Source organism: Streptomyces sp. NPDC003248 (genome assembly GCF_055563235.1).
Genome location: NZ_JBVHDT010000013.1, coordinates 144,903 through 158,014, shown reverse-complemented (window position 1 = coordinate 158,014; position 13,112 = coordinate 144,903). Strand labels below are relative to the sequence as shown.

The window sequence follows — 13,112 nt, the reverse complement described above, 5'->3', positions numbered from 1 at the left end:
CCCGACCCGCCGGCGGCGTACGTATACCCGGCGCGTCCCCGGCGACGCAGAGCCCCGGGGGCCGCGCGTCCCGGGCGCGAGGCGGACGTCCGGCGGCGAGAGGACGGGAGTGAGCCGGCGAGGTGGAGGGGGCCGGTCGGCCGGGCGGAGGGGCCAGGCGGCCAGGCGGAAGAGGCCGGTCGGCCAGGCGGAGAAGGTCAGTCGGCCAGGCGGTCCAGGACCTCCTTGGCCTGGTCGCGCACCGTCGCCCGGGCGGTGGGGTCCAGCGCGCCGAGGTCCGTGGCCTCCAGGGCGTCGAGGACCTCGTCGCCGCCGGCGTCGCAGGGGACGGTCGCGCTGAGCACCTCGTAGCCGTCACGGGCGGCCACCCGCAGGCGCCTGTGTCCGTCGGCGTCGGCGTGGACCGCGGCGGCCACGACGAAGGGCGGCGCCCCGCCCGGGTCGGCGGCCAGCTTGCGGTAACCGCTGACCAGGGGCTCGTCCCAGCTGATCGAGAGCAGCAGCTGACGCTTGGCCACGACTTCGGCGAGGTCGGTCTCGTGGACCCGGTCGGTCTCCAGGACCGTGGCGCGGGCCTCGAGGACGAGAGCGGGGGGCAGCAGACAGCGCAGGGTGCTGCCGACGATGTTGCCGCCGACCGTGGCCGCACGGCGTACGGCACCCGTGCCGACCGTGCCGGCCGCCCGCCGCAGCACCTCCGGCACGGTGTCGTCCACGCGGCTCAGCAGGACGGCCGAGCCCAGGGTCCCGCGGGCGACGACGGTGGCCTCGGGCAGATGGCGCAGGGACATCGCCAGTTCGGGGAAGCCGTCCCGTTGCCAGGTCGCCCAGACCAGAGTGGCACCGCCCACCGGGACGGCCCCTTCCGCGAGGCACTCCTGCGCTTCGGATATGGAGGTGGGAAGACGCACCAACACGACGACCGACCTGCCTTCCCGGGACGGTGGCGGAACGGAACCGATTCCTCCGCCAAGTGATCACTGGCAGACCGGATTGTGCCCACAGTCGCGGGGGCGCGTACAGGGCACACGACGGCCAACTCTGCGCCCCTCATGTCGAGGGCGACTCCCCCGAGCGCCGGAGCCGCCCGGGAAATTCCGTTGCGGGCGGGCTCACCGCCCGGAATCTGACGCCATGTCCTACCTCCTGCGTCCCGCCACGCTCGCCGACGCGCCCGCCGTCACCGGCCTGCTCACTGCGGTAGACGTGATCGAAATCGGCCGGCCCGAGACGGACCCGCACACCGTCGAGGCCGACCTGAACCACCCGGAGACCGACCTGGCGCGGGACTCCCGGCTCGCCTTCGACGGGGACCGGCTGGTCGCCTACGGGCTGCTGTGGGACGAGTCGGGCGGCGAGCGCATCGACGTCGACCACTACGTCCTGCCCGACCACCAACAGGCCGGGCGGCTCGTCCTGGAGTCGATGGAGGCTCGCGCGCTGCGCAAGGCGCGCGAGAACGGCGTCGCGCGGGCCGTGGTGCACCTGCACCTCACCACGAGGCCCACGCTCGACACCGGTCCGATCCTCGATCGGGGCTGGTCCGTCGTACGGCGCCACCACGCCCTGCGCCGGCCGCTCGACCCGGCGGCCGACGCGGCGCCGGCCCTCCCCCCGGGCGTCCGGGTGCGGCCCTGAGCCACCGGGGCCGACCGGCTGCGCGTGCACGGGCTGTACCGGTCGAGATTCGCCGAGCACTTCGACTTCCAGCCCCGCGCCTACGAGCAGTGGCTGCACGACATCGACGCCGGCGGGCTCGACTGGTCGCTCGCGTGGATCGCCGGCACCGACGACCTCGGTGACGCCGGGTTCCTGCTCGCGCGGGACGACCGCGAGGCCATGGGCTGGATCCGCAGCATCGGCCTGCTGCGCGAGCCCGGGGGCGCGGCCTGGCCGGGCTGCTGCCGCGGCAGGCCTTCGCGGCGTTCGCCGCGCGCGGGCGGGACACCGTCGGGCTGGGCGTGGACACCTCCCACGCCACCGGGGCCCCCGAGCTGTACGCGCGCAGCGGGATGAGCGTCCACTACGCCGTCGACACCTGGGAGGCGGTGCTGCGCTGACGCGGGGACGCGGCGGATCGCCGGCGCCCCGCGGCAGCCGCCCGGCCGGTCCGCCGTCTCAGGCGTCTCAGCCGTCTCAGCCGTCTCAGCCGTCCGAGGCCAACCAGGGCTGCGGATCGGTGTAGTAGCCGTCGTAGATCACCTCGAAGTGCAGGTGCGGGCCGGTGGACAGGCCGGTGGAGCCCGCCCGCCCGAGGAGGGTCCCGGTCTGCACGCTCTGCCCGACGCTGACGTCGAGGGCGGAGAGGTGGCTGTACGTCGTCTCCAGGCGTTTGCCGTCGATGCTGCCGTGGTCGACGACGACGCGGTTGCCGTACGCCTTGGTCATGGCCGCGAAGACGACCCGGCCCTCGCGTGCGGCGAGGACCGCGGCCCCCTGGGCGGCGGCGAAGTCGACGCCGGTGTGGAGTTTGGTGACGCCGGTGAGGGGGTGCTCGCGGGAGCCGTACGGAGAGGTGACGGTGAGGGCGGTGCCGAGGGGGGCCGCCAGGATGGCGTCCGCCGTGCCGCCGCCGGTCGAGGTCTCCTGGTCGAACGCCTCGTAGCGCGGCAGGAGTTCCTTCACCTCGGCGAGGTAGGTCTTCGCTCCGGCGGGCACGCCCGCGGCCTCGGTCACGGCGTCGGTGCCCACCGCGTACGCCGCGAGGGTCAGGTCGACGAGGTCGCCGGTGACGGTGCCCTCGGTGCGCAGGTCGGTGACCTTCCCCGCGAGGGAGCAGTCCTGCCGGCCCAGGGCCATGACGGCGTCGGCCGGATCGCGGGGCGAGGAGCGGCCGTTGCCGTCGTCGTCCTTCCCCCAGGTCCGCCACTCGGCGTCCGTGAAACCGGCGATGCCCTGCTCCCCGGAGGCGCCGCCGGTGTCGTTCTGCCAGCCGGAGAGCTGGTCGATCTGGGCGGCGAGCACGGACGGGGTGACGACCGTGCAGCTCGCGGCGGCCTTGCGCAGCCAGGGCAGGTAGCTCTCGTCGACGCCGTTCACGGTGGTCGTCCCCGGCTCCTCCCCCTCGGTCCAGTCCGAGGGGAGGCCGCCCGTCAGGGCGAGGAAGCCGGCGATCGCCGACAGGGTCAGCAGGCCGGGCAGCACCAGCAGGGTGAAGGGACCCGGGCCCTTTCGGGCGGTCCGGGCCGCGGCCGGCTCCGGGTCGGCGGGGCCGGGCGCGGGGGCCGGGCCTGACGTCGGATCAACGGGGGCCGGATCTGCGGGGGCCGGATCTGCGGGGGACGAATCCGCAGGGGCCGGGTCCGCGGGATGTGGATCCGCGGGCGTCGCGTCCGCGGAATTCGGGTCCGCGGGCGTCGCGTCCGCGGGGGTCGGGTCGACCGGGTCCGGCGCCGGGTCCGCCGCGTCGGACGGCGCCTCCACGGTGTCCACCTGGCGGAGTCGCGTCCCGTGGTGCGGTCGGGTCCCGACGGTGTCCTCGTCGTTCACGTCGTCGGCCGCCGCGGGGAGATGCTGTTGTTCACGGGCGGACGGTAGCGCGGAACGCACGGGACGTCATCGGACGGACGGGCAGGGGGAGTTGTCCCCGGGGGCAGATCCGGCGTGTACGGAAAGCCGCGTCCCCGGGAGGGGGTGCGGTCGGCGCGGGACGCCACCGCACGGGGGCGGGCCGGGCGGGTCGCGCCCGCTCCCCCGGCGCGAGGGCGGCGGCGGCGGTGGCTGTCGGTGGCCCTTGGTAGAAAGGCCGCCCAAGGGCCGACGCCGGGGCGTCCGGGGTCGGCCGCCGTACCGACCCGGAAGGCTCACGGCCTTGGACCACATAGGGGAACTGCACGGCCTGCCCGTATACGACTTCCCGCTGCTCGGCCAGGAGACGAGCGCCCTGCCGGCGGCCGAGACGGTCGCCTGGCGGCTGTCCATGGACGAGGACCGGGGCGGGGAGGCCTTCGAGGACGGCCTGCGGCGCTTCCTGGACACCGTGGATCCGGCACGGGTGCGGGCGCTGGTGCTGGGGGTCGGCGCCTACGGCACCGAACTGGACGCCGCCCATCCGCAGAAGACGGCGGCCCTGCTCACCGCCGCCGCCGACCGCCTCACCGGGCTCAAGGCCCTGTACCTCGCCGACCTCACCCACGAGGAGTCCGAGCTCTCCTGGATCGTCCAGGACGACGTGGCCCCGTTCCTGACCGCCTACCCGCGGCTGGAGGAACTCGCGGTGCGCGGCTCCAACGGCGGGTTCGGCGGCCAGCCGGGCCTCGCGTTCACGCCGCTGCGCCATGAGCACCTGCGCGTGCTGCGGCTGGAGAACGGCGGTCTGCCCGCCGGGGCGGTCCTCGGCATCGGCGCCTCGGACCTGCCCCGGCTGGAGCATCTCGACCTGTGGCTGGGTGAGGAGGACTACGGCCGCGACACCACCGTCGCCGACCTCGCGCCCGTCCTCGACGGCGGCCGGCTGCCCGCGCTGCGTCACCTGGGGTTGCAGAACGCCGACATCCAGGACGAGGTCGCCGCCGCCGTCGCCGCCGCTCCCGTCGTCGCCCGGCTGGAGACCCTGCGCCTGTGCCGCGGCACCCTCTCCGACACCGGAGCCGAAGCCCTGCTGGGCGGGCAGCCCCTCACCCACCTCCAGGAGCTGGACCTGCACCACCACTACCTGTCGGAGGCGATGGCGCTGCGTCTGCGGGAGGCCCTGGAGCCGTTCGGCGTGCGGGTGAACCTCGACGGGCGGGAAGAGGAGGAGGACGAGGACATGCGGTTCGTCGCCGCCGGGGAGTGAGCCCCGTCCTCCGCCGGTTCAGCCCACCTCGACGAGCAGGTCACCGCCCTCCACCTGCTGGATCCGGTTGATGGCCAGCCGCCTGACCCGGCCGGCCCGCGGGGCGGTGATGGTGGCCTCCATCTTCATGGCCTCGATGGTGGCGACCGTGGCGCCGGCCTCCACCCGGTCGCCCTCGGCGACCGCCAGCGTCACCACGCCCGCGAACGGGGCGGCCACGTGACGGGGGTCGGAGCGGTCGGCCTTCTCGGTCACCGGAACGTCCGAGGCGGCCGCCTTGTCACGGACCTGGATGGGCCGCAGCTGGCCGTTGAGCGACGACATCACGGTCCGCATGCCGCGCTCGTCGGCCTCGCCGACCGCCTGGAGTTCGATCAGCAGCCGCACACCGGGCTCGAGATCGACGGCGTACTCCTTCCCCGGGCGCAGTCCGTAGAAGAAGTCCTTGCTGTCCAGGACGCTGGTGTCGCCGAACGCCTGGCGGTGGGTGTCGAAGTCGCGGGTCGGACCGGGGAACAGCAGCCGGTTGAGGGTGGCGCGGCGGGTCTTCTCCAGTCCCTCGCGGTCCTCCGTGGACAGCTCCGCCACGGGCTTGGGCCCGGCGCGGCCCTGGAGGGCCTTGGTGCGGAACGGTTCGGGCCAGCCGCCGGGCGGGGTGCCGAGTTCGCCGCGCAGGAAGCCGATGACGGAGTCCGGGATGTCGTAGCGGTCCGGTGCCGTCTCGAAGTCCTCGGGGCTCACGCCGGCGCCCACGAGGTGCAGGGCGAGGTCGCCGACCACCTTCGAGGACGGGGTGACCTTGACCAGACGGCCGAGGATGCGGTCGGCGGCGGCGTACATCGCCTCGATGTCCTCGAAGCGGTCGCCGAGGCCGAGCGCGACGGCCTGGGTGCGCAGGTTGGAGAGCTGGCCGCCGGGGATCTCGTGGTGGTAGACGCGGCCGGTGGGCGCGGCGAGGCCCGCCTCGAACGGGGCGTAGATCCGCCGGACGCCCTCCCAGTACGGCTCCAGGTCGCCGACGGCCTGGAGGTCGAGGCCGGTGGGGCGCTCGGAGTGGTCGGTGGCGGCGACCAGCGCCGACAGCGACGGCTGCGAGGTCGTCCCGGCCATGGACGCCACGGCGCCGTCGACGGCGTCCACGCCGGCCTGGATCGCGGCGAGGTAGGTGGCGAGCTGGCCGCCCGCGGTGTCGTGGGTGTGCAGGTGCACCGGCAGGTCGAACTCGCGGCGCAGGGCGGAGACCAGCGTGGCGGCGGCCGGGGCGCGCAGCAGGCCGGCCATGTCCTTGACGGCCAGGACGTGGGCGCCCGCCTCGACGATCTGCTCGGCCAGGCGGAGGTAGTAGTCGAGGGTGTAGAGGCGTTCGTCCGGGTCGGACAGGTCGGCGGTGTAGCAGAGGGCGACCTCGGCGACCGCCGTGCCGGTCTCGCGTACGGCGTCGATGGCGGGCCGCATCTGGCCGACGTCGTTGAGCGCGTCGAAGATGCGGAAGATGTCGATGCCGGTGGCGGCGGCCTCCTGGACGAAGGCGTCGGTGACCTCGGTCGGGTACGGGGTGTAGCCGACGGTGTTGCGGCCGCGCAGCAGCATCTGGAGGCAGATGTTGGGGACGGCCTCGCGCAGGGCGGCCAGCCGCTCCCACGGGTCCTCGGCGAGGAAGCGCAGGGCGACGTCGTAGGTGGCGCCGCCCCAGCACTCCAGGGAGAGCAGTCCGGGCAGGGTGCGGGCGACGACGGGGGCGGCGGCCAGCAGGTCCTTGGTGCGCACCCGGGTGGCGAGCAGCGACTGGTGGGCGTCGCGGAAGGTGGTGTCGGTGACGCCGGTGGCGGGCGACTCGCGCAGCCACCGGGCGAAGCCCTCGGGGCCGAGGCCGACCAGCCGCTGCCGGGAGCCCGCGGGCGGCTCGGTGCCGGGCAGCGGGGGCAGCTTGGTGACGGGGTCGACGAGGTCGGGCCGCTCGCCGTGCGGCTTGTTCACCGTGACGTCGGCGAGGTAGGTGAGCAGCTTGGTGCCGCGGTCGGCGGAGTGGCGGGCGGTGAGCAGGTGCGGTCGCTGCTCGATGAACGACGTGGTGACGCGCCCGGCCTGGAAGTCGGGGTCGTCCAGGACGGCCTGGAGGAACGGGATGTTCGTGGCGACGCCGCGGATGCGGAACTCGGCCACGGCACGCCGGGCCCGGCCGATCGCGGCCTGGAAGTCACGGCCCCGGCAGGTGAGTTTGACCAGCATCGAGTCGAAGTGCGCGCTGATCTCCGTACCCGCGTGGGTGGTGCCGCCGTCCAGGCGGATGCCGGAGCCGCCGGGGGAACGGTAGGCGCTGATGCGTCCGGTGTCGGGGCGGAAGCCGTTGGCGGGGTCCTCGGTGGTGATCCGGCACTGGAGGGCCGCGCCGCGCAGGGTGACGGTGTCCTGCGCCAGGCCGAGGTCGGCGAGGGTCTCGCCGGCGGCGATGCGCAGCTGGGCCTGGACCAGGTCGACGTCGGTGACCTCCTCGGTGACCGTGTGCTCGACCTGGATGCGCGGGTTCATCTCGATGAAGACGTGCCGGCCGTCGCGGTCGAGGAGGAACTCCACCGTGCCGGCGTTGCGGTAGCCGATCCGGCGGGCGAAGGCGACGGCGTCGGCGCAGATCCGGTCGCGCAGCTCCGGGTCGAGGCCGGGCGCGGGCGCCAGCTCGATGACCTTCTGGTGGCGGCGCTGGAGCGAGCAGTCCCGTTCGAACAGGTGGATGACCTCGCCCCGGCCGTCGGCGAGGATCTGCACCTCGATGTGGCGGGGGTCGACGACGGCCTTCTCCAGGAAGACGGTGGGGTCGCCGAACGCGGACGCCGCCTCCCGGGACGCCGCCTCGATCGCCTCGCGCAGGTGCGCCGGGTCCTCCACGCGCCGCATGCCGCGTCCGCCGCCGCCCGCGACGGCCTTGACGAACACCGGGAAGCCGATCCCGTCGGCCGCCCGGACCAGCTCGTCGACGTCGGTGGACGGCTCCGACGAGCCCAGCACGGGGACGCCCGCCTCACGGGCGGCGGCGACCGCGCGGGCCTTGTTCCCGGTCAGCTCCAGGGTGCGGGCGTCGGGGCCGACGAAGGTGATGCCCGCCTCCTCGCAGGCGCGGGCCAGTTCGGGGTTCTCGGAGAGGAACCCGTACCCCGGGTAGACGGCGTCCGCGCCGGCCCGGCGCGCCGCCCGCACGATCTCCTCGACCGAGAGGTACGCCCGCACGGGATGCCCCGGCTCGCCGATCTCGTAGGCTTCGTCGGCCTTCAGCCGGTGCAGCGAGTTGCGGTCCTCGTGCGGGAAGACGGCGACCGTGCGCGCGCCCAGCTCGTAGCCGGCGCGGAACGCCCGGATCGCGATCTCACCACGGTTGGCGACCAGCACCTTGCGGAACATCGTGGATCCCTTCAGCCTGCCCGGTGACGGGACCATCGTGTCCGTGCCGTCCCGGGAGTGCCATGTGAGTCGGGCCACTCCATGGTCGTTCCCCGTCCGGGCGGAGCCGCGCAGGACGCTCCCGGCGCGGGGGTACGGGCGCCCCGGCCGGCCGGGCCGGGGTGTCGGTGCGAGCAACTATGCTCCGGCGCATGAGTGAGGCGGACAGCGACAGACGGGTCGTCGACGGGCGGTTCGAGCTCCGGGCGCGGCTCGGTGGCGGCGGCATGGGGACGGTGTGGCGGGCCACGGATCTGGTGCTGCACCGGAGCGTGGCCGTCAAGGAGGTCCGGCCGCCCGATCCGGGGCTGGCCGAGTACGACCCCGAGGCGGCCCGGATGCTGCGGGAACGGGTGCTGCGGGAGGCCAGGGCGCTGGCCCGGATCGACCACCCCAACGTCGTGACGATCCATCACGTGGTCGACGGCGGCGAGGGGAGCTACCCGTGGATCGTGATGGAGCTCGTCGACGGCGGTTCGCTGGCCGACCGTCTCGCCCGTGGGCCGTTGGACCCCGTCGAGGCGGCGCGCACCGGCCTGGAGGTGCTCGCCGCGCTGCGCGCCGCGCACGACGCCGGGATCCAGCACCGCGACGTCAAACCCGCCAACGTGCTGCTGCGCCCCGACGGGCGGCCCGTCCTCACCGACTTCGGCATCGCGGCGATCCGCGAGGCGACCGCCCTGACCGCGACCGGTTCGGTCATCGGCACGCCGGACTACATGGCGCCGGAGCGGGTGTCCGGCCACGACGGCGGGCCCGCCTCCGACCTGTGGTCGCTGGCGATGATGCTGTACGCGGCCGTGGAGGGCCGCCACCCCCTGCGCCGCGGCACGACACTGGCGACGCTCGCGGCCGTCCTCAGCGAGGACGTGCCGCCACCGGAGCGGGCCGGACCGCTCACGGACCCGCTGATGCGGGTCCTCGTCCGGGATCCCTCGGCCCGGCCGGACGCGGCCGCGTTCGAGCGGATGCTGGCGGACGTGGCGCGGGGGCGGGTGCCGGAGGGCGCAGAGGCGGAGGGACGGGGCCGGGCGGAGGCACAGGGGCGGGCGCGACGGGAGCCGGGGCCGCGGACCCGGACCTCCTATCTCCTGGCCCCGCCGCAGGGGGTGCCGGGTGGGGAACCGGTGACGGCGGCAGGCGCGTCCGGGCCTCCGCACGCGACCCCGGCAGCGGGGAACGGGCCCGCCCCGGACGGGGCGGCGGCTGCCTGGACCGGTACGACGCCGCCCGTGGGCGGGCCCGTACGACGCTCCGGACCGCGACCGCGCCTGCTGCTCCTCGGTCTGCCGGGGACGGGACTGCTGCTCGCCGGTGTTCTGGTGTGGGCGCTGTCCGGGCAGGACGCCGATTCCGGGAGCGGGACCGGCTCGGGGAGCCGGGTGACCGCGTCGGCCACGGCGACCGCGGAGGCGAGCACCGGTGCCACGGACGGGACCGGCACGACCGACCTGCTGACCCCCGACGGCATCCGTACCGCGATCAAGGCCTTCGAGGAGGAGACCGGCCGCGACCGCTACGGCTCCTTCTCCGTGTATCCCGAGTACGTCTCGGCACATCTCATGGTCGAGGGCAGCGACACCAAGTACGACTCGTACACGTACCGTCCGGGCGAGGGCGTGCGGAAGGGCATCATCAAGGGCACGCTGCCCAGCAGCCAGGAGCCCGTCAGTCTGGACGGCTTCGCCTGGGACCGGGTGCCCGCGCTGCTCGCCGAGGCGGAGGAGAAGCTGAACGTGGCCGACCCGGAGAGCCGCTACCTGCTGGTGACGCAGCCGAACACGATCTTCGACACCCCCGCGGGCATGGCCGTCTACCTCAGCGACGCCTACAACGACAGCGGTTACCTGGAGGCCGACACCAAGGGCCGGGTGACCAAGGTGATGCCGGCCGACGGCTGACGCCCGGCGACGGCCGTTCGACCGACGGCCGATGTCCGACGGCCGCTGTGCCCCCGGACGCGGCCGATGTGCCACGACCGGACGCGGCCGTCGTCGGCCGACCGCTTCAGCACGGCCGGCCGACGACGGCCACGTCCGGTCGGTGGTCGGTGGTCGGTGTCGGTGGTTGTGGTCTCTCCGTGGGTACTGGTCGGGCGGTGCTCGTCAGTCCCGCGCAGCGTCCATCAGTTGCTGCAACCGGACCATGCAGGGGGCGCAGTGGCGGTCGGTTTCCTGTGCGGCCGTCGCTCCTGCGGCCAGGAGAGCGGTTCCGCACAGGCTGCTGTCGTGGTGCCGGGACACCACGTGCCACACCAGCTCGCCGCCGCCCGACGCCAGACCCACCTTCATCTCGTACACGGCTGTTCCCTTCTGCCGGGCATGTCTCCAGCAGACCGCGTACGCCGCCCCGCGTCCCGTCGGGTTGGGCCGTTCGGGGGACTCCGCGGGCGATCCGCCACCGAACGGACCAGTCCGTGTGGCGGGAACGCCCGCGCCGTGGCAGGCCCGGGCCCTTCGCCCGCTCAGGTGCGGGCCGGACGGCGCACGGTGAGGGCGGACACCTCGAAGGACATCTCCGTCACCTCCGGGTCGGGCGCCGGGTGGTAGCGGCCGGCGCACACCGACAGGTTCACGATCAGATAGGCGTGCCAGTCGCGTCCCACGCCCCGGTGGTCGGCGAAGACACGTCTGCCGTTGAGGCTCCACACGACGGTGCGGGAGCCGAACTCCACCCTGATGTCGATCCAGCCGCCGGGGCGCACGGCCTCGTCTCGGTGGTACCGGTGCGCGTCGCGCACATGGTTGGAGAGTTCCAGCAGGTCGGGGTTGTCCGGATGGTACTCGAACACGTCGATCTCCTGGTCGCCGTCGCGCCAGGTCCAGATGGCGGGCCAGGCCCCGATCTCGACGGGCAGCCGGACCCGGGCGTCGAGGCGGTCCCCCGTGCGGACCATGAAGCCGTCCTCGCTGCCCTCCGTGGTGAGCAGCCCGGCGTCCCACAGTCCGTCGTCGCGACGGGTGGCGCGGAAGGTGCCGCCCCGCGAGTACGCGGGGTCGGACACCAGGTGGTCGAGTTTGTTGTCGCTGCGGTTGGTCGGCCCGCCGTCGGGATAGGCCCATGAACGGCCCGCGACCCACTGACTGGACGAAGCGAAATCGGCTCTGAAGCAGACGTCGGTCACTGGCGTCCTCCTCGTCCTCGCGCGCTGTGCGCTGTGCGCCATGCGCTGCCCGAGGCATCCCCGCCGCCGCGGCGGACATGCGGCGGCGGGGACGGCGCGCCGTCAAGACCACCCGAACGTGTGAGGTGACGTACGGGCACACATCCTCCGTTCGCGTGATTCACCCCGGTTTTCATTGACGGACGCCCCTCCCTGCGGCTTCCCTCGGTGCGGCTCAGGCTCCTGCCAGCAGTGCCTCCAGCGCGGTCGCGGTGTGCGGGTGGCGGGTGAGGAGGACGGTGCCCCGCGGGTCGGGGGCGGGGCTCTCCCAGGTGCCGTCGCAGCGGAGCAGGTCCGCGAGGGCGTCGCAGGTCGCCGGACGGGCCGCGAGGAGCGCGACGCCCCGGGCGGCGGTCGGCCCTGCCGGGTCGGCGCTCGGCGGCGGCTCCTGTGCGAGACGCCACGGCGGTGTCCAGGTGTCCAGTTCGGCCAGCCGGGACGGGAAGACGCGGCCCGCCTCGCGGATCAGCAGCGGGGCCAGTTCGGCGCCGCCGGAGCGCAGGGTGGTGATCAGGGCCGGCAGCCAGGGCAGCAGCACCGGGTCGGGGAGGCGGGCGAAGGCGTTCGACACCGCCTCGACGACGAAGTCGGCGAGCGCCGGCACCGGTTCCAGGGCGTGCAGGAAACCGCTGAGGTAGCGCGGGTGGGCGGGCACCACCAGCGGGTTGGCCAGCAGGTCGTCGCAGCGTTCCCGCAGGGCGGCGCGGGAGAGCGTGCCCAGTCGGGCAGCACCGGTTCGGCGGTGCGGTAGTGGGCCAGCAGCCGGCGTATGCGGCGCAGGACCTCCGGCGCGCCGTCGACGGTGCGTTCGCCCGCCAGGACCTCCAGGGCGCGGGTGCCGAGCTCGTCGGCGAGGCGGCGGCTGCGCAGGGAGCCGACGGCGTCCTCGACGGTCTCCAGCACCTGGGCGGCGGTGGCCTGCGGCGCGTGCGCGGTGCGGCGCAGCCGCTGCTCCAGGACCTGCTCGATGCTGACGCCCGCGTAGCCGAGTTCGACGAGGGCGCGCTGGTGGCTACCGAGGGCCAGGTCCCAGGACTCCTGGAGGGGGCGCTCGCCGAGGCTCCGGTCGCCCATGATCGGCCGTGCGGCGCCCTGGGGCAGCAGACGGTGCGGCATCCACAGCACGTCGGAGCAGCGTTCCAGTTCGGGCCGGGCGGCGATGTCCAGCAGGGCCCGTTGCACACCGCGCTGCTGGAGCTTGAGGTTCAGCGGCGCGAGCCGGTCGTGCACGTCCCGGGCGAGCGGCGGCAGCGCGTCGTAGCCGACCTGTCCGACGCGGTCGCCGCCCATCATGATCTCGACCAGCCGGCGCACGTCCCGCCGCCCGGCACGGCGTCCTTCTCGACGCAGGTGACGGCCGCGTCCTGGAAGTCGTACGGCGTCGGCTTCACGCGGTCGCGCATTCCGGCCAGGAGGATGGACGTCTCGAACACGGCGATCGCGTCGGCGGTGGAGGCGAGGTAGCCGTTGCGTCGGGCCGCCCGCACGATCTCCACGGACCAGCCGAGGAGTTCGGCCTCGTCGAGGGGGTCGAGGGCGGGCGGCCGCTGGAGGAAACCGGTGAGCCGGTCGGCGGCCGGCGCCGCGGGCGCCGGGGCGGGCAGGGCGCAGTCGGCCGGCGGACGGGGCGGGCGACCGGTTCGGTTCACCTAAGTTTGCAGGTCCGACGGCATCTCGACGGCGGGTCGGCCGGTATACGGTCCGAAGCGCGAATTCCCTGATCAGAAATGGCTTACGTCA

General features: G+C 74.3%; 7 protein-coding genes and 2 pseudogenes. 3 read left to right on the top strand and 6 right to left on the bottom strand.

Translation table 11 applies throughout. From position 1 onward, the window contains the following. Window positions 1–197: 197 nt before the first annotated feature. Entirely contained in the window at window positions 198–917 is a 720-nt protein-coding gene (locus ACZ3KJ_RS27070) for an FAD binding domain-containing protein (protein ID WP_467530758.1), read from the bottom strand. A 217-nt stretch (window positions 918–1,134) separates the two neighbouring features. Between ACZ3KJ_RS27070 and ACZ3KJ_RS27065 the strand changes: the two are divergent. Then, window positions 1,135–2,060: pseudogene (locus tag ACZ3KJ_RS27065) on the top strand (GNAT family N-acetyltransferase). A gap of 85 nt (window positions 2,061–2,145) precedes the next feature. Here ACZ3KJ_RS27065 and ACZ3KJ_RS27060 read toward each other — a convergent pair. Next, window positions 2,146–3,144 carry a M23 family metallopeptidase gene (locus tag ACZ3KJ_RS27060; protein ID WP_467530756.1) on the bottom strand — a complete coding sequence of 333 codons (999 nt, stop codon included), beginning with the start codon at window positions 3,142–3,144 and terminating at the stop codon, window positions 2,146–2,148. 667 nt (window positions 3,145–3,811) lie between these two features. On the opposite strand from ACZ3KJ_RS27060, the gene ACZ3KJ_RS27055 reads away from it, so the two are divergent. Then, window positions 3,812–4,777: an STM4015 family protein gene (locus ACZ3KJ_RS27055; protein ID WP_467530755.1), complete on the top strand. Its 966-nt coding sequence runs from the start codon at window positions 3,812–3,814 to the stop codon at window positions 4,775–4,777. A gap of 18 nt (window positions 4,778–4,795) precedes the next feature. On the opposite strand, the gene ACZ3KJ_RS27050 is transcribed toward ACZ3KJ_RS27055, so the two are convergent. Then, window positions 4,796–8,170, bottom strand: a complete 3,375-nt coding sequence (locus ACZ3KJ_RS27050; protein ID WP_467530753.1) for a pyruvate carboxylase — start codon at window positions 8,168–8,170, stop codon at window positions 4,796–4,798. 191 nt (window positions 8,171–8,361) lie between these two features. On the opposite strand from ACZ3KJ_RS27050, the gene ACZ3KJ_RS27045 reads away from it, so the two are divergent. Continuing rightward, window positions 8,362–10,110, top strand: coding sequence for a serine/threonine-protein kinase (locus tag ACZ3KJ_RS27045; protein ID WP_467530751.1), 1,749 nt, complete (start codon window positions 8,362–8,364; stop codon window positions 10,108–10,110). 204 nt (window positions 10,111–10,314) lie between these two features. Here the strand turns inward: ACZ3KJ_RS27045 and ACZ3KJ_RS27040 are convergent, their stop codons facing one another. The 3 genes and pseudogenes from ACZ3KJ_RS27040 to ACZ3KJ_RS27030 all read right to left on the bottom strand — a co-directional run. After that, entirely contained in the window at window positions 10,315–10,509 is a 195-nt protein-coding gene (locus tag ACZ3KJ_RS27040) for a hypothetical protein (protein WP_401685670.1), read from the bottom strand. Window positions 10,510–10,673: 164 nt separating this feature from the next. Continuing rightward, on the bottom strand, window positions 10,674–11,375 hold the full coding sequence (locus tag ACZ3KJ_RS27035) for a LamG domain-containing protein (protein WP_467530750.1): 702 nt from the start codon (window positions 11,373–11,375) through the stop codon (window positions 10,674–10,676). 172 nt (window positions 11,376–11,547) lie between these two features. Continuing rightward, a pseudogene (locus ACZ3KJ_RS27030) lies at window positions 11,548–12,991 on the bottom strand (DUF5682 family protein); the annotation flags it as partial. Between the last annotated feature and the right edge of the window lie 121 nt (window positions 12,992–13,112).